The organism is Streptomyces sp. NPDC127129, assembly GCF_042671585.1.
Classification (GTDB): domain Bacteria; phylum Actinomycetota; class Actinomycetes; order Streptomycetales; family Streptomycetaceae; genus Streptomyces.
Window position 1 is genome coordinate 170,820 of sequence record NZ_JBHXTV010000009.1, and the last position, 18,478, is coordinate 189,297.

At 72.0% G+C, this 18,478-nt stretch carries 19 protein-coding genes and 1 tRNA gene; 13 read left to right on the forward strand and 7 right to left on the reverse strand.

Annotated elements, in window-relative coordinates; translation table 11 throughout:
* Position 1 precedes the first annotated feature (1 nt).
* Genes ACFVGW_RS19120 through ACFVGW_RS19135 form a run of 4 tightly spaced genes read left to right on the forward strand, consistent with a single transcriptional unit; the run spans position 2 to position 1,941 of the window.
* Positions 2 to 598 (forward strand): 4Fe-4S dicluster domain-containing protein, encoded by a 597-nt coding sequence (locus ACFVGW_RS19120; protein ID WP_383222933.1) that lies wholly within the window; start codon positions 2 to 4, stop codon positions 596 to 598.
* Positions 598 to 1,254 (forward strand): Rieske (2Fe-2S) protein, encoded by a 657-nt coding sequence (locus ACFVGW_RS19125; protein WP_385852810.1) that lies wholly within the window; start codon positions 598 to 600, stop codon positions 1,252 to 1,254. The genes ACFVGW_RS19120 and ACFVGW_RS19125 overlap by 1 nt, the downstream gene beginning before the upstream one ends.
* On the forward strand, positions 1,251 to 1,691 hold the full coding sequence (locus ACFVGW_RS19130; protein WP_385852811.1) for a hypothetical protein: 441 nt from the start codon (positions 1,251 to 1,253) through the stop codon (positions 1,689 to 1,691). Before ACFVGW_RS19125 ends, ACFVGW_RS19130 begins: the two co-directional genes overlap by 4 nt.
* Before the next feature lie 28 nt (positions 1,692 to 1,719).
* On the forward strand, positions 1,720 to 1,941 hold the full coding sequence (locus ACFVGW_RS19135; RefSeq protein WP_385852812.1) for a hypothetical protein: 222 nt from the start codon (positions 1,720 to 1,722) through the stop codon (positions 1,939 to 1,941).
* Between the two features lie 19 nt (positions 1,942 to 1,960).
* Here ACFVGW_RS19135 and mscL read toward each other — a convergent pair whose 3' ends face one another.
* The 6 genes from mscL to ACFVGW_RS19165 form a co-directional block, all read right to left on the reverse strand.
* The gene (mscL, locus tag ACFVGW_RS19140; protein WP_385852813.1) at positions 1,961 to 2,548 is read right to left on the reverse strand and encodes a large conductance mechanosensitive channel protein MscL; all 588 of its coding nucleotides are present in this window, start codon (positions 2,546 to 2,548) and stop codon (positions 1,961 to 1,963) included.
* Between the two features lie 123 nt (positions 2,549 to 2,671).
* Entirely contained in the window at positions 2,672 to 3,214 is a 543-nt protein-coding gene (locus ACFVGW_RS19145; RefSeq protein ID WP_385852814.1) for a hypothetical protein, read from the reverse strand.
* Positions 3,215 to 3,377: 163 nt separating this feature from the next.
* Positions 3,378 to 4,229, reverse strand: a complete 852-nt coding sequence (locus tag ACFVGW_RS19150; protein ID WP_385852815.1) for an S-methyl-5'-thioadenosine phosphorylase — start codon at positions 4,227 to 4,229, stop codon at positions 3,378 to 3,380.
* Positions 4,230 to 4,358: 129 nt separating this feature from the next.
* Positions 4,359 to 4,682 (reverse strand): FmdB family zinc ribbon protein, encoded by a 324-nt coding sequence (locus ACFVGW_RS19155; RefSeq protein ID WP_385852816.1) that lies wholly within the window; start codon positions 4,680 to 4,682, stop codon positions 4,359 to 4,361.
* Positions 4,683 to 4,750: 68 nt separating this feature from the next.
* Positions 4,751 to 6,040 (reverse strand): MFS transporter, encoded by a 1,290-nt coding sequence (locus ACFVGW_RS19160; RefSeq protein ID WP_385852907.1) that lies wholly within the window; start codon positions 6,038 to 6,040, stop codon positions 4,751 to 4,753.
* 378 nt (positions 6,041 to 6,418) lie between these two features.
* Complete coding sequence (locus ACFVGW_RS19165; RefSeq protein WP_385852817.1) at positions 6,419 to 7,939, reverse strand: potassium/proton antiporter; 1,521 nt, start codon at positions 7,937 to 7,939, stop codon at positions 6,419 to 6,421.
* A 269-nt stretch (positions 7,940 to 8,208) separates the two neighbouring features.
* Between ACFVGW_RS19165 and ACFVGW_RS19170 the strand changes: the two genes are divergently transcribed.
* A complete protein-coding gene (locus ACFVGW_RS19170) occupies positions 8,209 to 10,932 on the forward strand; it encodes a penicillin acylase family protein (protein ID WP_385852818.1) in 2,724 nt (907 codons plus the stop codon).
* On the opposite strand, the gene ACFVGW_RS19175 is transcribed toward ACFVGW_RS19170, so the two are convergent.
* Positions 10,922 to 11,536, reverse strand: coding sequence for a 5-formyltetrahydrofolate cyclo-ligase (locus ACFVGW_RS19175; protein WP_383222957.1), 615 nt, complete (start codon positions 11,534 to 11,536; stop codon positions 10,922 to 10,924). The genes ACFVGW_RS19170 and ACFVGW_RS19175 overlap by 11 nt on opposite strands.
* Positions 11,537 to 11,641: 105 nt before the next feature.
* On the opposite strand from ACFVGW_RS19175, the gene galU reads away from it, so the two are divergent.
* The 8 genes from galU (at position 11,642) to ACFVGW_RS19215 (ending at position 18,417) form a co-directional block, all read left to right on the forward strand.
* Positions 11,642 to 12,568: a UTP--glucose-1-phosphate uridylyltransferase GalU gene (galU, locus tag ACFVGW_RS19180; RefSeq protein ID WP_352187187.1), complete on the forward strand. Its 927-nt coding sequence runs from the start codon at positions 11,642 to 11,644 to the stop codon at positions 12,566 to 12,568.
* Positions 12,569 to 12,662: 94 nt separating this feature from the next.
* The gene (gene glp, locus ACFVGW_RS19185) at positions 12,663 to 13,934 is read left to right on the forward strand and encodes a gephyrin-like molybdotransferase Glp (protein WP_385852908.1); all 1,272 of its coding nucleotides are present in this window, start codon (positions 12,663 to 12,665) and stop codon (positions 13,932 to 13,934) included.
* A 57-nt stretch (positions 13,935 to 13,991) separates the two neighbouring features.
* Positions 13,992 to 14,483 (forward strand): cyclic pyranopterin monophosphate synthase MoaC, encoded by a 492-nt coding sequence (moaC, locus tag ACFVGW_RS19190; protein WP_352187188.1) that lies wholly within the window; start codon positions 13,992 to 13,994, stop codon positions 14,481 to 14,483.
* A 95-nt stretch (positions 14,484 to 14,578) separates the two neighbouring features.
* Positions 14,579 to 15,082: a molybdenum cofactor biosynthesis protein B gene (locus tag ACFVGW_RS19195; RefSeq protein ID WP_385852909.1), complete on the forward strand. Its 504-nt coding sequence runs from the start codon at positions 14,579 to 14,581 to the stop codon at positions 15,080 to 15,082.
* A complete protein-coding gene (locus ACFVGW_RS19200; protein WP_352187189.1) occupies positions 15,079 to 15,702 on the forward strand; it encodes a GNAT family protein in 624 nt (207 codons plus the stop codon). The genes ACFVGW_RS19195 and ACFVGW_RS19200 overlap by 4 nt, the downstream gene beginning before the upstream one ends.
* Before the next feature lie 142 nt (positions 15,703 to 15,844).
* Positions 15,845 to 16,900 carry a gephyrin-like molybdotransferase receptor GlpR gene (glpR, locus tag ACFVGW_RS19205; RefSeq protein ID WP_385852819.1) on the forward strand — a complete coding sequence of 352 codons (1,056 nt, stop codon included), beginning with the start codon at positions 15,845 to 15,847 and terminating at the stop codon, positions 16,898 to 16,900.
* A 96-nt stretch (positions 16,901 to 16,996) separates the two neighbouring features.
* Positions 16,997 to 17,070: transfer RNA gene (locus ACFVGW_RS19210), tRNA-Ala, on the forward strand.
* 159 nt (positions 17,071 to 17,229) lie between these two features.
* Complete coding sequence (locus ACFVGW_RS19215) at positions 17,230 to 18,417, forward strand: amidase family protein (protein ID WP_385852820.1); 1,188 nt, start codon at positions 17,230 to 17,232, stop codon at positions 18,415 to 18,417.
* The last annotated feature ends 61 nt before the right edge of the window (positions 18,418 to 18,478 follow it).

Below are 18,478 nucleotides of genomic sequence, written 5' to 3' on the forward strand. Positions count from 1 at the left end.
CATGATGGGCCGCACGATCTTCATCGACCCCGGGCGCTGCATCGGCTGCCAGGCGTGCGTCTCGGCCTGCCGCGAGTGCGACTCGCACCGCGGCAAGTCGATGATCCACCTCGACTACCCCGACGAGGGGCACTCCGTCGCCTCCCTTCCCACGGTCTGCATGCACTGCGAGGACCCGGTCGCCCCCTGCGCCGAGGTCTGCCCGGCCGACGCCATCCTCGTCACCGCCGACGGCGTGGTGCAGCAGGCCGACACCACCCGCTGCATCGGCTGCGCCAACTGCGTCAACGCCTGTCCCTTCGGCGTCCCGAAGATCGACCTCCAGGCGAAGCTGCAGATGAAGTGCAACCTCTGCTACGACCGCACCGCCTACGGACTCGCCCCGATGTGCGCCACGGTCTGCCCCACCGGCGCCCTCTTCTACGGAACCCTCGAAGAGCTCCAGAGCGAGCGCCCCGGAGTCCAGGTCGCCGACTCCTTCACCTTCGGCTCGACGACCGTCTCCACCGGAGTGGCGATGGTCGTCCCCGCGGACAAGGTCCAATGGCCGGTCCCCGGCGGGCTCCCCGTCGTGGAGATCAACGGAAAGGCTGTTTGATGAGCGTCACCGAGCAGCCGCCCGCCGACGGCCAGGGCGCGGCCGACGCCGCCCAGGAGGCGCTGCACGACCGCATCGCGGCCGACTCGCTCACCACCCGGCGCGACTACCTCCGGATCGTCGCCACCGTCTCCGGCGGCCTGGCCATCGGCGGCATCGGCGTCGCCTCCGGGATCCTGCACCGCCACGGCGACAGCGACGGGACACCCGAACCGAGGAAGATCGCCGACCAGCTGCTGCCCGGCGAGTCCCTCGCCTTCCGCTACCCCGAGCAGGCGGACCGCGCGGTCGCCGTCCGCCTGGAGGACGGCACCCTCGTCGGCTACTCGGCCGTCTGCACCCACCTCGCCTGCGCCGTGCTCTGGCGGCAGGACCGCGGCACCGAGGGCGAGCTGTACTGCCCCTGCCACGAAGGGGTCTTCGACGCCCGTACGGGAGAGGTGACCGCCGGCCCGCCGCCGCGGGCGCTGCCGAAGGTGCTCCTGGTGGAGGAGGCCGACGGCAGTGTCTGGGCCGTCGGCACCACCCGCTCCGGCGAGAGCGTCCAGGAGAGCCTGTGCCGGCAGCTCGGCGCCGAGCGCCCCGACCTGGCCGAGCGCCTCAACTGCCCGGGCGCCTCCGCGGGCGGGGTCGTCACGAGGAGCGAGCGCACATGACCGACGCACCCTTCCCCCGGGACCCGGAGGTCCCCGGCCGGGCCCCGGGCGCCCCCGGCCAGGGCCCTGTCCCGCCGCCCGAGCCGTCCCCGCGCCCCGCCTACACCCCCGGGAGCGCGCAGCCCCGGCTGAACCGGCCGGTGCACGAGCGCTACCCGCAGATCCGCCCCACCAGCGGCTACGGCGACCCCCGGGTCCGCCACACCGGCCCGGGCCCCGGCGCCGGTACGGAGCAGGAGCCCGAGCGCTCGTCGAAGCTGAGCGCGCGCCTGGCCCTGGCCCTCACGGTCGTCATCGGGCAGCTCTGGGGGCTGACCATCGTGGTCGACGAGTGGATGGCCGGGGACACCGGCACGGCCTGGTGGGGGGCCGGATTCCTCGTCCTGTCGTTCCTCGTCGTCCTCGGCCTCTGGCTGCTCGACCCGAAGGACCGCTGACGTCCCGCACCCGGCGTAGTCTGGAGGGATGAGCACCGCCCCCGCCCACGGACCGCGAGACGCGAAGCAGCCCGGCAGTCAGTCGATCCCCGAGAACACCACGAAGCCGAAGTTGATCTTCGACGATCCGCTGGACCAGCAGTCCGCGGACGATACGGACCGCGGGTGGGGCGAGCGGCCTCAGAGCGGCAGCGACAGCGCCGCCGATCTTGCGCGCTTCCTCGAAGAGAAGCCGCCGCACCACCTCTGATGCCGGTGCGAGTCGCCGGCTAGGGGGTGGGGTGCGACCCGGTGCTCCCGGTGCTCCCGGTGCTCCCTGTGCCGCCGGTGCCGCTCCCTCCGGAACCCGTGCCCGTACCCGTGCCCGTACCCGTACCCGTACCCGTAGCGCTGCCCGCGCTCGGGCCGCGCTGGGTGGCGAGCAGGTCGCGGATCTCCTTCAGGACCTCCAGCTCGCTGATCTCCAGCGTCTCCTGGACGCTCTCCTTCGCCTTGTCGTGGGCGGCTCGCCTGGCCAGGTACTTCGCCATGGGAAGCACCATCAGGAAGTAGACGACGGCCGCCGTGATCAGGAAGCTGAGGACGGCGCTGAGCACCAGGCCCCACATGATCGGGATGCCGGAGACCACGTTCCCCGCGTCGTCGACCACGCACGGACCCTTGAGGCAGGAGCGGTAGCTCTCCAGGTCCTTCGTGCCGAAGGCGCCGACCAGGGGGTTGATGACACCCTTCACCACCGAGTTCACGATGTTGGTGAACGCGGCACCGATGACCACCGCCACCGCGAGGTCGATCACGTTGCCACGCATGAGGAAGGCCTTGAAGCCTGCCACCACGCCTTCGTTCTTCGGACTCACCAGGGTGCCTTTCGTCGCTTGTGCAAGAAGCCGTGCAAGTAGCGCTGCCATTAGGCCGCGAACGACGCAGATGCGTCCAATCCGTACACACGGAACGGTTACTTGACAGGCCGTCCGTGCGAATCAGCACAGTGTCACCGCCAGTTGGGACGTGACACCCGCGCCCGCCAGAGCCGTCGCCGTCGACCGTGGAACGGAGAGTACGAGCAACGCCCCGCCGTCCGCACGAGTCTCACCCGTTCGCGGCACCTCGTCCACTCGGGCGCCCTCGGCCACCACGCGCGGCTCACCGCTCCCGCCCATCGACGTGTGGGGCGCGGCGATCACATCCACCCGGTCACCGGGCCGCACCAGTCGTACGGCGTCGGCGTCGGCGATCCGTACCGGCGCGGACACCATGCGCACCACGGGCGCCCGCGGGGGCCCCGGTACCGCCGCGGGTGTCGGCGGGTCCGCGGAGACCTCGCCCCCGCCCGCGACCGCCAGCGCCGCCGCGCTCATCGCGAGGATCACCGCAGGGGCCCGGCGCCGGCGCCGCAGCGCCCGTCGCAGGCGCTGCCGCCCTCCCCGTACCCGCAGCGGTTCGAACGGCGGGACCGCGCACGGCGCGGGCACGGGGGAGTGGCCGGGGTGGGGAAGGGAGGTCGCGGGAGGTGAGGTCGTCATGGCGGCACCGCCTGTCGGGAGGGGAGCGAGGAGTCGTACCGTCCTCCGGCCGTCCGGAGAACCGCTCTCACCATCCCGCCTCCGCGGAAATCCCGCCGGAGCCTGTGGATCACCCGCCGCCTGTGGACAACTCCCTCACCCCTCAGGGGGATTCACCCCGGGATCAGGGAAGCTCGATCCCCAGGTCCCAGCCGTCGTGCGCGTGCGTGCAGAGGCAGTCGCGGTCCGCCGTGTCCGGCAGCGCGCCCACCGCGTCGAAGAGCACCTCCCGCAGCCGCCCCACGTTCGCGCGGAACACCTGGAGGACCTCGGTGTGCGTCACTCCCTCGCCCGTCTCGGCGCCCGCGTCCAGGTCCGTGACGAGGGCCAGCGAGGTGTAGCAGAGGCCCAGTTCGCGGGCGAGGACCGCCTCCGGGTGCCCGGTCATGCCGACCACCGACCAGCCGGCCGCCGCGTGCCAGCGCGATTCCGCCCGCGTGGAGAACCGGGGTCCCTCGACGACGACCATCGTGCCGCCGTCCACCGGCTCCCAGCCGTGCGCCCGGGCCGCCTTCAGGGCCACCCGCCGCCCGTCGGGGCAGTAGGGGTCGGCGAAGGTCGTGTGCACGACGTTCGGCACCGCCCCGCCCCAGGCCTCCGGCAGCGGCTCTCCGTCGTAGTACGTCTGGGCCCGCGTCTTCGTACGGTCCACCAGCTGGTCCGGTACGACGAGGGTGCCGGGTCCGTACTCCTCCCGCAGGCCGCCCACCGCGCACGGCCCGAGCACCTGCCGTACGCCCACCGAGCGCAACGCCCACAGGTTGGCGCGGTAGTTGATCCGGTGCGGCGGCAGCGTGTGGCTCCGGCCGTGCCGGGGCAGGAACGCGACCCGCCGTCCGGCGACCTCGCCGAGGAAGAGGCGGTCGCTGGGGCTGCCGTAGGGGGTGTCGACGGACACCTCCGTCACGTCCTCCAGGAAGGAGTAGAAGCCCGAGCCGCCGATCACACCGATGTCCGCATACGCGTGGGTCGCCATGCCGGTCACATTATCGGCCCGAGGAACGGCGAAAGCCCCACCGCGCAGAGCGGTGGGGCTTCGTCAAGAACCGGGATCAAGAACCGGGATCGAGGTCCGGGATCGAGAACCGGAGTCGTGAGACCTGGATCAGGCGGCCGAGGTGGAGCTCGACGTGCTCGACGCGCTCGACGTCGAGGAGCTCGACGAAGCGGCCGGCTTCGCGTCCGAGGACGCCGAGGAGGCCGACGACGAAGCGGACTTCGACGACGAGGCGGGCGAGCTGGAGCTCGACGAGCCACGGCTGTCGTTCCGGTAGAAGCCGGAACCCTTGAAGACGATGCCGACCGCCGAGAACACCTTCTTCAGGCGTCCCTTGCAGCTCGGGCACTCGGTCAGCGCGTCATCGGTGAACTTCTGCACCGCCTCGAGGCCCTCGCCGCACTCGGTGCACTGGTACTGGTAGGTCGGCACTTGTCTTCCTCCTGGCACTCACACTCATCGAGTGCTAACGACGATCCATAGTGACCTATTCCGCGGGATCAGTCCACCGTCACCGGCACTCGGTGACCGATACCACGTGCGCGGACCCGGCCCGACGCCCGGGGGGTCAGCCGCGAGCGCAGCGCCAGGAGCGTGGCCAGCGCGAGCGCCGTGCCCACCAGCGGCACCAGGAATCCGGTGCTCGCGCCGTGCTCGTCGGCGAGGCGGCCGGCGACCGTCACGGCCGCCGCCTGCCCCAGCGCCACGGCGCCGGTGAGCCAGGTGAAGGCCTCGGTCCTGGCGGAGGCGGGGACCAGGGTCTCGACGATGGTGTAGCCGGTGATCAGGGCCGGGGCGATGCACAGACCCACGATCAGGCCGAGCGCGCCGAGCAGCAGCACGGAGTGCGCCGACCAGAGCAGCGAGGCCGCCACGGTCAGTCCGGCGTAGCCCAGGATCAGGCGCTTGCGCGGGCCGATCTTCCAGGCGATCGCGCCGCACGCGATGCCCGCGAGCATGTTGCCCGCGGCGAAGATCCCGTACAGCAGACCGTTGGCGCCGGGGTTGCCGATCTCCTCGGAGAACGCGGTCAGCGAGACCTGCATACCGCCGAAGACCGAGCCGATGCCCAGGAAGGCGACGGCCAGCACCCGTACGCCGGGGATCGACAGGGCGGAGACGCGCGCCTCACCGCCGGCAGCGGCGGCGACGAGGCCGTGGGCGGGCTGGGTGCTGCGCTGGGCGGCGAAGAACAGACCGCCGAAGAGCGTGAGCGCCGCCTCGGCGATCAGACCGGCCGCGGGGTGCACGCCGGTGCAGAGCGCGGTGGCGAGGACGGGACCGACGACGAAGGTGAACTCGTCCGTGACCGACTCGAAGGCCGCGGCCGTCGGCATCAGCGGGGAGTTCTCCAGCTTGGCCGCCCAGCGGGCCCGGACCATCGGCCCGATCTGCGGGACGGAGGCACCGGCCGGTACGGCGGCGAGGAAGAGGGCCCACATCGGGGCGCCCGCCAGGGCGAGCGCCACGAGCAGCGAGACGGCGGCCGAGTGGACCAGGACCCCGGGGACCAGGACGGCGCGCTGGCCGAAGCGGTCGGCGAGCTTGCCGCTCTGCGGGGCGAACAGCGCCATGGAGACGCCGGTGACGGCGGCGACGGCGCCGGCGCTGCCGTACGAGCCGGTGGTGTGCTGGACGAGCAGGACGATGCCGATCGTCAGCATCGCGAACGGCTGCCGGGCGGCGAACCCGGGGAGCAGGAAGGACAGCGCTCCGGGGGTGCGCAGGAGCTGTCCGTAGCCGGCGCGCTTGCCGGCGGCCTTCCCGGCCGTCTTGCCCGCCTTCGTCACGGACGCGTCGGCCGTACCGGAGGTACCCGGGGTGGTGCTGGAGGTACCGGGGATGCCGGACGTACCGGGGATGCCGGACGTACCCGAGGTGCGGGACGCCGTAGGCGTGTCAGAAGTGACCGTGGACACCACGGTCCTTGCCTTTCTGCCGCCTGGTAGCGCGCCCCTGCACGGTGGTGCGGGCGCTGCCGAGAGCTGTCCTCATGCGCGGAACTGCGGTAGATACCGGGCCCCACTGCGGAGGGTGTCTCGGCCGCCATACGGTCGCGCCAGCTCTGCGTCAGGCAGAGTTGGTTCGATCAAGTGTGCCTTCATGGTACAGGGAAGGGCGTCCTCCCGCCTGGGAAAACGCCCTTCCACTTGAAACTACGCCTGTGATTAACCGGACGTTCGCTTGCCGAACGGAATGTGCGGCAGTGCCCGCTGCCGGTGGCCCCGCTCGGAGACGGCCGTCGAGCCCGCCGTGCCCAGCCAGCCCGCCAGCTTTCCGCCCTGCCCGACGGCCCGCAGCCGCCGCTCGGTGGCGTCCCGCACCGGGTCGGTCGCGACGACGAGGAGCTCGTCCTTGTACCGGAGCACGGTCGCCGGACCCGGTACGAAGCTCTTCTCGTCGCGGACGACGAGGGTGACGGCGGCCCCGGCCGGGAGGCGCAGCTCGCCGACCTCCACGCCGTGCATCTTCGAGCCCTCCGGGATCGCGATGGAGAGCAGGTGTCCGCGCAGCCGCTCCAGCGGCGCCGACTCGACGCCCAGGTCGGCGGCCTCGTCGGAGCCGCCCAGCCGCAGCGCCCTCGCCAGCCAGGGCAGTGTCGGCCCCTGGACGAGGGTGTAGACGACGACGAGCACGAAGACGATGTTGAAGACCCGCTCGCTGCCCTCGATCCCGGACACCATCGGGATCGTGGCGAGAATGATGGGGACGGCTCCGCGCAGGCCGGCCCAGGACATCAGGGCCTTCTCCTGCCAGGGGATACGGAACGGCAGCAGGCTGACCCAGACCTCCATGGGCCGCGCCACCACCGTCAGGACCAGGCCGATGGCGACCGCGGGCCAGAAGTCGTCGGCCAGCTTGGTCGGGGTGACCAGCAGGCCGAGCAGGACGAACATGCCGATCTGGGCGATCCAGCCGAGCCCCTCGGCGAAGCCGCGGTTGGCAGGGGCGTGCGGCAGCTTCGCGTTGCCGAGGACCATCGCGGCCAGGTAGACGGCGAGGAAGCCGGAGCCGTGGGCCAGGGCGCCCGCCGCGTACGCCGTGACGGCGATGGCCATGACGGCGATCGGGTAGAGGCCGGAGGCGGGCAGGGCGATGTGCCGCAGCCCGAAGGCGCCGAGGAAGCCGACCCCGAGGCCGACGGCGGCGCCGATGGCCAGTTCCATGGCGATCGTGCCGACCAGGACGTACCAGCTGTCGATGGGGCCGACCGTCGAGAAGGCGACGACGAGGATGACGACCGGGGCGTCGTTGAAGCCCGACTCGGCCTCCAGGACACCGGTCACGCGCGAGGGCAGCGGCACCTTGCGCAGGACGGAGAAGACGGCGGCGGCGTCCGTCGAGGAGACGACCGCGCCGATGATCAGAGCCTGGCGCCAGTCCAGGCCGACCAGGTAGTGGGCGGCCGCGGCCGTGATGCCCACGCTCACCGCGACGCCGACGGTCGACAGCACGACCGCCGCGGGCAACGCGGGTTTGATCTCCTTCCACTTGGTGCCCAGGCCACCCTCGGCCAGGATCACCACAAGTGCGGCATAGCCGATCACCTGGGTCAGTTCGGCGTTGTCGAAGGCGACGTTGCCGATCCCGTCCTGCCCGATCGCGACCCCGATCCCGAGATACAGCAGCAGGCTGGGGAGCCCGCTCCGTGACGAGATCCGCACCGCCGCGACAGCGATGAGCAGCACGAGCGAGCAGATGAGCAGGAGTTCATTGAGCTCGTGGACAGTCAGTGGCCGATCCTTCCCCTCGCGTGCGGCCGGATCGTTCCTCCAGCAGCCGGTACTTCGTTACCTTACCTAATCTTTAACGCTTTCTTGACGCGCTCCCCGCTTGTCCTCGATCGCCGGTGCGATCTTGGGTGGCCTTCTTGGTGACACCGCGTCCGGGCCGTCCGGACGCTGCGCCTAAGGTTGCTCCCGTACTCCAGGACCACCCTGCCCCTCGAAGGACAGCGATGCCCTCCAACACGACCGCGCCTCCCGCCAAGAAGAAGGGGCGGCGCGCCCGCCTGATCGTCCTCGTCCTGGTCCTCGCACTGGTCGCGGGCGTCGGCTGGGGCGGGTACTGGGGCGTCAGCACCGTCCGCGCCTCCTTCCCGCAGACGACGGGCGAAATCCGGCTCGACGGCCTCTCCGGTGAGGCCGAGGTCAAGCGTGACGCCTACGGGGTGCCGCAGATCTACGCCGACACCGAGGCCGACCTCTTCCGGGCGCAGGGCTTCGTCCAGGCGCAGGACCGCTTCTACGAGATGGACGTGCGCCGTCACATGACGGCCGGCCGCCTCTCCGAGATGTTCGGCAAGAGCCAGGTCGACACCGACGCGTTCCTGCGCACCCTCGGCTGGCGTCAGGTCGCGCAGGACGAGTACGACAAGGTCCTGTCGGCGGAGACGAAGAAGAACCTCCAGGCCTACGCCGAGGGCGTCAACGCCTACCTCAAGGGCAAGGACTCCGCCGACGTCTCCGTCGAGTACGCGGCGCTCGCCTTCTCCAACGACTACGCGATCGAGCCCTGGACCCCCGTCGACTCGGTGGCCTGGCTCAAGGCCATGGCCTGGGACCTGCGCGGCAACATGCAGGACGAGATCGACCGCTCCCTGCTGACGAGCCGGCTCAGCGCGCGGCAGATCCAGGACCTCTACCCGGGGTACCCGTACGAGCTGCACCAGCCGATCGTGCAGAACGGCGCGGTCGACAAGGCGACCGACGCGTTCGACCCGAAGGGCAAGGCGAAGAAGAACGACGCCGGCGCCGGGGCCACGCCGGGCGGCGCCCTGGAGGGCATGCAGTCCCAGCTGGGCGCGCTCTCCGACTCCCTCGACGACATCCCGGCGCTGCTCGGCCCCAACGGCAACGGCATCGGCTCGAACTCGTGGGTCGTCTCCGGCCGGTACACGACCTCCGGCAAGCCGCTCCTGGCCAACGACCCGCACCTCGCCCCGATGCTGCCGTCCCTCTGGTACCAGATGGGCCTGCACTGCCGCTCCGTCTCGGCGACCTGCCGCTACGACGTCGCCGGCTACACCTTCTCCGGCATGCCGGGCGTGATCATCGGCCACAACGACAACATCGCCTGGGGCTTCACCAACCTGGGCGCCGACGTCACCGACCTGTACCTGGAGAAGGTCGGGGACGACGGCTACGTCGTGGACGGCAGGACCAAGCCGTTCACGACCCGCGAGGAGACCATCAAGATCGCGGGAGGCGGCAGCCGGAAGATCACGGTCCGCTCGACCGGGCACGGACCGCTGGTCTCCGACCGCTCCTCCGAGCTGGAGAAGGTCGGCCAGAAGGCCCCCGTCGGCAACGTCGCCCCCGACCGCGGCACCGGCTACGGCGTCTCCCTCCAGTGGACCGCCCTGCAGCCCGGCAAGTCCATGGACGCGGTCTTCCGGCTCAACCGCGCGAAGAACTTCAAGGAGTTCCGCGCCGCGGCCGAGGACTTCACCGTCCCCTCGCAGAACCTGATCTACGCGGACGCGGAGAACATCGGCTACCAGGCGCCGGGCAAGATCCCGCGGCGCGCCAAGGGCGACGGCACCGTGCCGGCGCCGGGCTGGGACTCCTCGTACAAGTGGAAGGGCTACATCCCGTACGACGAGCTGCCGTACGAGCAGAACCCCGACCGCGGCTACATCGTCACCGCCAACCAGGCCGTCGTCGACGCCGACAAGTACCCCTACCTCCTGACGGAGGACTGGGGCTACGGCTCGCGGAGCCAGCGGATAAACGACCTCATCGAGTCGAAGATCAAGGACGGCGGGAAGATCTCGCCGGACGACATGCGGACCATGCAGATGGACAACCGCAGCGAGATCGCGACCCTGCTCAACCCGCTCCTGCTGAAGATCGACATCTCGGACCCGTACGTCCGCGAGGCACAGAAGCTCCTGGAGGGCTGGGACTACACCCAGGAGCCCGACTCGGCCGCCGCCGCGTACTTCAACGCGGTCTGGCGCAACGTCCTCAAGCTCGCCTTCGGCGACAAGCTGCCCAAGGAGCTGCGGGCCGAGGGCGACTGCATCAGCGTCCGCCCGGCCGACTCCACCGGCCTCCCGGTCGACGAGCAGAACAAGCGCGTGCGCGAGTGCGGCGAGCGCGACGGGGACACGGCGCAGCCGGACGGCGGCGACCGCTGGTACGAGGTGGTCCGCCCGCTGCTGAAGCAGGAGGACAGCGCGTGGTGGAAGACCGAGGCCAACCGCACCGACCAGGCCACCGAGAACCGTGACCAGCTCCTCGCCCGCGCCATGGAGGACGCCCGCTGGGAGCTGACCGCCGAACTCGGCAAGGACGTCTCCACCTGGAGCTGGGGCCGGCTGCACCAGCTGACCCTGCAGAACCAGACGCTCGGCACCGCCGGACCCGGCTTCGTCCAGTCGATGCTCAACCGCGGCCCCTGGAACCTGGGCGGCGGCGAGGCAGCGGTCAACGCGACCGGCTGGAACGCGGCCGGCGGCTACGAGGTCGTCTGGGTGCCGTCGATGCGGATGGTCGTCAACGTCGGCGACTGGGACAAGTCCCGCTGGATCAACCTGTCCGGCGCCTCCGGTCACGCGTACCACGACCACTACACCGACCAGACCGACAAGTGGGTCAAGGGCGAGCTGCTCGACTGGTCCTTCGGCAAGGCGGCGGTCGACGCCTCGACGAAGGAGACGCTGACCCTCAAGCCGTAGAAGGCTCCTGAGGGCGCTCGAAGCGCCTGACCCCCTCCGGGGTCACCACCGCGTGCACGGGGTGGTCGTGCGGTTCCTCCGGGACCCGGGCGACCACCTCGTTCGCGTACAGGAGCACCACGAGGGCAGGGTCCGCGCCGGCCCGCGCGAGCCGGGCCAGTACACGGTCGTACGAGCCGCCGCCCCGCCCGAGCCGCATCCCGCGGCCGTCGACCGCGAGGCCCGGCAGCAGGACAGCGTCCGCCGCGCACACGGCCTCGGGGCCGAGCCGCGGGCCGGTCGGCTCCAGGAGGCCGCGGCCGGCCTTCGCCAGGTGCTCCGCACCCTCGTACGCGGCCCAGTCGAGATCGTTGTCGGGCAGCAGGACGGGCAGCAGGACACGGGTGCCGCCCGCCCGCAGGGTGTCCAGCAACGCGCGCGTGCCCGGCTCGCGCCCCACCGACACGTACGCGGCGACGGTCGAGGCCTCCGCCAGTTCGGCCAGCTCCCGCGCACCCCGCGCGAGCTGCTCGCCCGCGGCTTCGACATCATGGCTGGTCAGCCGGGCGCGAGCGGCGAGGAGTTGGCTGCGCAGCGCTGCCTTGTCGGACATGTCGTCGGTCATCGGGACATCATGGGGGCGTACCAACCCTCTCGTACCAGTCTTTATGCACAGGAAGTTAATCGGAGCCCCATCTTCCTCTCATTCCGAGCGGCTATGGTGCTCCGCATGACTCAGTCGCCTTCCAGGATCACCAAGGCTGTCATCCCGGCCGCCGGTCTCGGCACGCGCTTCCTCCCGGCCACCAAGGCCACCCCGAAGGAAATGCTGCCGGTCGTCGACAAGCCCGCGATCCAGTACGTCGTCGAGGAGGCCGTAGCGGCCGGACTCTCCGACGTCCTCATGATCACCGGTCGGAACAAGCGGCCCCTGGAGGACCACTTCGACCGGAACTACGAACTGGAGGAGGCGCTCGCCCGCAAGGGCGACGAGGACCGCCTCTCCAAGGTTCAGGAGTCCAGCGACCTCGCCACCATGCACTACGTGCGTCAGGGCGCCCCGCGCGGCCTCGGGCACGCCGTGCTCTGCGCCGCCCCGCACGTCGGCGACCAGCCCTTCGCCGTACTGCTCGGCGACGACCTGATCGACCCGCGCGACCCGCTGCTCGCCCGCATGGTGGACATCCAGGAGCGGGAGGGCGGCAGCGTCATCGCGCTCATGGAGGTCGAGCCCGAGCAGATCCATCTCTACGGCTGCGCGGCGGTGGAGGCGACGGCCGACTCCGACGTCGTGAAGGTCACGGACCTCGTCGAGAAGCCGGACGCGCACGAGGCGCCCAGCAACTACGCGATCATCGGCCGCTATGTACTGGATCCGGCCATCTTCGCCATACTGCGTGAGACCGAGCCGGGGCGCGGCGGTGAGATCCAGCTGACCGACGCCCTCCAGAAACTGGCCAAGACGTACCAGTCGGCGCCCAGCGGCGAGGGGAAGATCGGGGGTCCGGTCCACGGCGTGGTCTTCAAGGGCCGCCGCTACGACACCGGCGACCGCGGGGACTATCTGCGTGCCATTGTCAGACTGGCGTGCGAACGTGAAGACCTGGGCCCGGACTTCCGGACCTGGCTCCGCAGTTACGTCAGCGAGGAGATGTAGCACCTTGAGCAGCAGCACGGCACCGGTCTCGGGCGATCCGGCCGACGGCGGGTCCGGCGACCCCTGCGCGGGTCCCTCGCGTGACCTGTGGTCGGTGGACGAGCACCTGGACGACGTCCTCGGGGCGATCACCCCGCTCGAACCCATCGAGCTGCAACTGCCCGACGCCCAGGGCTGCGTCCTGGTCGAGGACGTCACGGTGCCGGTCGCGCTGCCCCCGTTCGACAACAGCTCCATGGACGGCTACGCGGTCCGCGTCGCCGATGTCGCCGGTGCCACCGAGGAGTTCCCCGCGGTCCTGACCGTGATCGGCGACGTGGCCGCGGGCGCCGACGGCCTGCCGGTCGTCGGCCCCGGCCAGGCCGCCCGGATCATGACCGGCGCCCCGCTGCCGCCCGGCGCCGAGGCCGTCGTCCCGGTCGAATGGACCGACGGCGGTACGGGCGAGGGCGCGGCGAGCGGGATGCGCGCCGCCAGTGCCGACCCCGAGGGCGCGGGCGGCGAGGTCCGCGTCCACCGGGCCGCGGAGGCCCGCGCGCACGTCCGCGCCCGGGGCAGCGACGTCCAGGCCGGCGACCTGGCCCTGGAGGCGGGCACGGTCCTCGGGCCGCCGCAGATCGGACTGCTCGCCGCGATCGGCCGCGCCACCGTCCGCGTCCGTCCCCGCCCGCGGGTCGTCGTGATCTCGACCGGCAGCGAACTGACCCAGCCCGGAGAGGAGTTGGGCGAGGGCCAGATCTACGACTCCAACAGCTTCGCGCTCGCGGCCGCCGCGCGCGACGCCGGCGCCATCTCCTACCGGGTGGGCGCCGTCACCGACGAGGCGGACACCCTCCGCGCCACCATCGAGGACCAGCTGATCCGCGCCGACCTCCTCGTCACCACGGGCGGGGTGAGCGTCGGCGCGTACGACGTGGTCAAGGAGGCGCTGACGGCGGACGGCCAGTTCGAGGGCCAGGTCGACTTCCGCAAGCTGGCCATGCAGCCGGGCAAGCCCCAGGGCTTCGGCACGATCGGCCCCGACCACACCCCGCTGCTCGCCCTGCCGGGCAACCCGGTCTCGTCGTACGTCTCCTTCGAGCTCTTCGTACGGCCCGCGATCCGGGCCCTGATGGGCCTCGCCGACCTCCACCGGCCGACGGTCCGGGCCGAGCTCGCCGCCGAGAAGCCACTGCGCTCCCCGTCGGGCCGCCGCCAGTTCCTGCGCGGCACGTACGACGCCGAGTCCGGCACCGTCACCCCCGTGGGCGGCGCGGGCTCCCACCTGATCGCGGCGCTCGCGCACGCCAACGCGCTGCTCGTCGTGCCGGAGGAGACCATGGAGGTGGCGCCCGGCGCCGAGCTGGACGTGGTCCTCCTCGGCTGAAGAGGGCCTGGTGGCGGTACCGTGGCGTCCCACACAGCGACCGGGAGTGTCACGGCCATGAGCACGCAGCAAGGACTCACCCACATCGACGAGGCGGGGGCGGCCCGCATGGTCGACGTCTCCGCGAAGGACGTCACGGCGCGGACCGCGCGCGCCAGTGGCCGCGTCCTGGTCTCGCCGCGCGTGATCGAGCTGCTGCGGGGCGAGGGCGTACCGAAGGGCGACGCGCTCGCCACCGCCCGGATCGCCGGGATCATGGGGGCCAAGAGGACCCCGGACCTGATCCCGCTCTGCCACCCGCTGGCGGTCTCGGGCGTGAAGCTGGACCTCACGGTCGCGGACGACGCGGTGGAGATCCTGGCGACCGTGAAGACGACGGACCGCACGGGCGTCGAGATGGAGGCCCTGACGGCGGTCTCGGTGGCCGCGCTGACGGTGGTCGACATGATCAAGGCGGTCGACAAGGGCGCGGTCATCTCCGACGTGCGGGTGGAGGAGAAGACGGGCGGCAAGTCGGGCGACTGGAACCGGGAAGGGGCCGGGTCGTGACGCGCGGCGGCCGGGTGGCCGGGGTGCACGAGCACGGGGAGCACGCGGCGGCCGACGGCACGGACGCCCAGGCGCCCGCGGCGGAGGGGGCCGGCATGGGCGATGCCCTCCTCTCCTCCTACTCCGCCCTCGTCGTCACCGCATCCAACCGGGCCGCGGCCGGGGTGTACGAGGACAAGGGCGGTCCGCTGATCGCCGAGGGCCTGTCCCGGATGGGCTTCGCGGTCGACGGTCCGCAGGTCGTGCCGGACGGCGCGCCCGTCGAGGCGGCGCTGCGGGCCGCGATCGCGGCCGGGTACGACGTCGTCCTCACCACCGGTGGTACGGGCATCTCGCCCACCGACGCCACTCCGGAGGCCACCCGCCGGGTGCTCGACCACGAGATCCCCGGCATCCCCGAGGCGATCCGCGCGTACGGCCGGGAGAAGGTGCCCACGGCGGCGCTCTCCCGCGGCCTCGCCGGGGTCGCGGGCGGGACGCTGATCGTGAACCTGCCGGGTTCCGCGGGCGGGGTCCGTGACGGCCTCGCGGTCCTGGAGCCACTCCTCGTGCACGCGGTCGACCAGATCCGCGGCGGCGACCACCCGAGACCGTCATGATCCCGGCCTGGCCCGTGGTCCTCGCGGACGGCGACGTCGTCCTGCGTCCCATAAAGATGCGCGACCAGCGGGTCTGGCGTGAGGTGAACCGGCGCAACCGTGACTGGCTGCGGCCCTGGGAGGCGACGATTCCGCCTCCGGCGCCCGGCGGGCCGGTCGCGCAGCGGCCGACGTACCGCCAGATGGTCCGCCACCTGCGGGCCGAGGCGAACGCGGGCCGGATGCTCCCGTTCGTGATCGAGTACCGCGGGGAGCTGGTGGGCCAGCTGACGGTGGCGGGGATCACCTGGGGCTCGATGTGCTCGGGCCATGTCGGGTACTGGGTGGACAGCGCGGTGGCGGGCCGGGGCGTGATGCCCACGGCGGTCGCGCTCGTGGTCGACCACTGCTTCCGTACGGTCGGGATCCACCGGATGGAGGTCTGCATTCGGCCGGAGAACGGGCCCTCGCGCCGGGTCGTCGAGAAATTGGGATTCCGGGAGGAGGGTCTGCGCCCGCGCTACCTCCACATCGACGGGGCGTGGCGGGACCATCTCGTCTTCGCCCTCACGGCGGAGGAAGTCCCCGACGGACTGCTCAACCGCTGGCACCAGGCACGTCCCGCCCATCCCGCCCAATGAAATAAATGTTCGAATTCAATCAGCAGTTGATCGCCAATCGATCTGAACAATCACAAAAAAGTTCAGTGATATCAGCCAGATCGTGCGACACACCGGGCCAATTGGCCGATGCCCGGAACAGAACCCCTCTACGGTGTGAGGCGTGAGCAGCAGCGGCCTCATCTACGCAGTCATCGTCGGGGCCTGGGCCGCCTACTTGGTGCCGATGTGGCTCCGCAGGCAGGACGAGCTCAACGAGGCCCGCCCGACGGAACGCTTCAGCACCGCCATCCGGCTGCTGTCCGGACGGGCGGGAATGGAGCGCCGGTACGCCAGGGAGCTGAAGGACCGGGAGCCCGACGTGGACCCGGACGTGGAGACCGAGCATCTGAGCTCGGTCGACGTCCGGGCCTTCTCCGCGCCCGCGGCCAGGACGGAAGCGCGCCTGGAGGTCCCGGAACCGGATCCCGAACCGGACCGCAAGCGCGAGCCGGCTCCGGCGCGGCGCCCCTCGAAGGCGGCCGCCGAGCGCGCCCGGCGGGGCAAGGTCCTCGCCCGGCGCCGCCGGACGACGGTCGTCCTCTTCCTCGCCTTCACCCTCGGCGCGGTCGTCGCCGCCGTCGGAGGCCTGGCGTTCCTGTGGGCGCCGGGCGTCCCCGCGGTGCTGCTGAGCGCGTACATCGTGCATCTGCGGACGACGGAGCGGCGGCGCTTCGTGTACGTGATGGACCGCCGGCGCGCCGAGGCCGCGGCGGCGCGGCTGCGTGAGAGCCGCCCCCGTCGTCCGGCGGCGCCCGCCGAGCCGGAGGAGGAGCAGCCGGCCCGACCCGAACCCGAACCGGCTCCCACGGTCTCCCCCCAGGAGGCCGGCCGCCGTGCGCTCGTCGAGCAGACGGACCACGCGGAGTGGGTGGACCAGCAGCGCGAGCGCGGCCCGGCCCGCGGCGACAGCTGGGAACCGGTCCCGGTCCCGCTGCCCACGTACGTCACCGCCCCGGTCGCCCCGCGCGCCACGAGCGGCATCGACATCACGGACCCGGAGACCTGGAGCTCGGCCCGCTCGTCCACGGCAGCCGCGGAGTCGGCGCCGCCCGTCGTCCCGGACCCGGCGCCGCGCCAGCGCACGGCCCCACCCCGCGGCGCCCGCCGCGACCACGGCCGCACCCCGCTCTTCGACCAGTACGCGGACGACGACCGCCCGCGCGCGGCCAACGAATGACCCCCGGCCGGGGGCTCCACGGAGCCCCCGGCTGACCTGCGGGGGAACGGATTTCCTTGCACCCCGATCGGGATGCTAATGTTTCACACGTCGCAAGGGCCTGTGGCGCAGTCTGGTAGCGCACCTCGTTCGCATCGAGGGGGTCTGGGGTTCAAATCCCCACAGGTCCACAAGCGGCTGTTCCTGAGTAGCTCTCAGGAATGGTGACGAGATCCCGCCCGATCGAAAGATCGGGCGGGATCTCGTCGTTTCGGGCGTCGGCCCCGGGATCGCTCGCTCCGGATGCCGGACTTCCGGTCGGTGCCGCCGGGTGGGCCAGGAGAGCTTCTGTGATCAGCACGTCCGAGTACGCGGGGCTGTCCGCCCTGGACATCGCGCGGATGGTGGGCAGTGGCGGCCGGGCGGCCGTCGACGTCGTCGGCGCGGCGCTCGGCCGTATCGGGGAGCGGGATGCCGGCGTGCGGGCGTTCACCGCGGTGTGGGGCGAGCGGGCCCTGGCCCGGGCGGCGTGGGTGGACGCGCAGGTCGCCCGGGGCGTCAGGCTGCCGCTCGCGGGGGTTCCGATCGGGGTCAAGGCCGGCGAAGGGCCCGACTCGTACCAGAACACCCGCCTGGTGGCCGCCGGATGCGTGCCGGTCGGTGCCACGTCGATGCCGCGCGGCGGGCGAGGCTGGCAGACCTACGGGCACACCGACCGCGGGCCCACACTCAACCCGCTCAACCCGGCGTGGTCTCCCGGGGGTTCCTCCGCCGGCTCGGCGGCCGCGGTCGCCGCGGGAATGGTGCCCCTCGCGAGCGGGTCCGACGGCGCCGGGTCGGTACGCATCCCCGCCGCCTGGTGCGGCATCGTCGGGTTCAAGCCCACCAACGGTCTCCTGCCCGCCCGGGACCGCGCGGGGCTGAACTCGCCCGGCGTCCTCGCCCGGACCGTCGCCGATGCCCGCGCCTACCTCGACGCCGTCGCCGGCGGAGTGGCCGGGGCGGCCGTCCCCGGTCCGGTGGCTCCGCCCGTCGCGGTCTGGTCGGCCACCCTGGGCCATGCGGACACCGACCCCGCCGTCGTCGCGGTCGCCCGGCGCGCCGTGGACCGGCTCGCCGCGGACGGGCTGATCACCCTGGACGGGGACGTCGGCCTGGACCTCGTCGACCCGGCGCCGGCGTGGACCGCCCTGCGCGCGGGATCCGCCGATGCCGAGGGCATCGAGGCGGTCACCGCCGTCAACGACGCACGGCTCGCCGACTGCTTCACGCGCGCCGCCGTGATCCTCACGCCTACCACGCCGTATCCGCCGCACGGCCACGACGGCCCGGGCGCCCGGATGAACGTGGCGCTGACCTGGGCGTTCAACGTCAGCGGGCATCCGGCCATCAGTCTTCCGGCCGGAACCACCCGCCGAGGGCAGCCCGTCGGTCTCCAACTCGTGGGCCGGCCTCACGGCGAGAGAGAACTCCTGGACCTCGCCGGCCGCGCGGACCTCGCCGACCTCGCCGGTCTCGCCATCCGGTCCGCTCCGTGAGCAACGGCCGCCGTCGGTAGCCTTGCCGCGCCCGGATCCGGAGCTCGACGGGCAGGCCACT

What these genes read in the sequence shown, in the direction of transcription:
- ACFVGW_RS19120 (WP_383222933.1), top strand. Translation starts at nt 2, where the DNA reads ATGATGGGCCGCACGATCTTCATCGACCCCGGGCGCTGCATCGGCTGC.
- ACFVGW_RS19200 (WP_352187189.1), top strand. Translation starts at nt 15,079, where the DNA reads ATGATCCCGGCCTGGCCCGTGGTCCTCGCGGACGGCGACGTCGTCCTG.
- ACFVGW_RS19195 (WP_385852909.1), top strand. Translation starts at nt 14,579, where the DNA reads ATGGGCGATGCCCTCCTCTCCTCCTACTCCGCCCTCGTCGTCACCGCA.
- ACFVGW_RS19125 (WP_385852810.1), top strand. Translation starts at nt 598, where the DNA reads ATGAGCGTCACCGAGCAGCCGCCCGCCGACGGCCAGGGCGCGGCCGAC.
- ACFVGW_RS19170 (WP_385852818.1), top strand. Translation starts at nt 8,209, where the DNA reads ATGCCCTCCAACACGACCGCGCCTCCCGCCAAGAAGAAGGGGCGGCGC.
- galU (WP_352187187.1), top strand. Translation starts at nt 11,642, where the DNA reads ATGACTCAGTCGCCTTCCAGGATCACCAAGGCTGTCATCCCGGCCGCC.
- moaC (WP_352187188.1), top strand. Translation starts at nt 13,992, where the DNA reads ATGAGCACGCAGCAAGGACTCACCCACATCGACGAGGCGGGGGCGGCC.
- ACFVGW_RS19150 (WP_385852815.1), bottom strand. Translation starts at nt 4,229, where the DNA reads ATGGCGACCCACGCGTATGCGGACATCGGTGTGATCGGCGGCTCGGGC.
- ACFVGW_RS19145 (WP_385852814.1), bottom strand. Translation starts at nt 3,214, where the DNA reads ATGACGACCTCACCTCCCGCGACCTCCCTTCCCCACCCCGGCCACTCC.
- ACFVGW_RS19130 (WP_385852811.1), top strand. Translation starts at nt 1,251, where the DNA reads ATGACCGACGCACCCTTCCCCCGGGACCCGGAGGTCCCCGGCCGGGCC.
- ACFVGW_RS19135 (WP_385852812.1), top strand. Translation starts at nt 1,720, where the DNA reads ATGAGCACCGCCCCCGCCCACGGACCGCGAGACGCGAAGCAGCCCGGC.
- ACFVGW_RS19175 (WP_383222957.1), bottom strand. Translation starts at nt 11,536, where the DNA reads ATGACCGACGACATGTCCGACAAGGCAGCGCTGCGCAGCCAACTCCTC.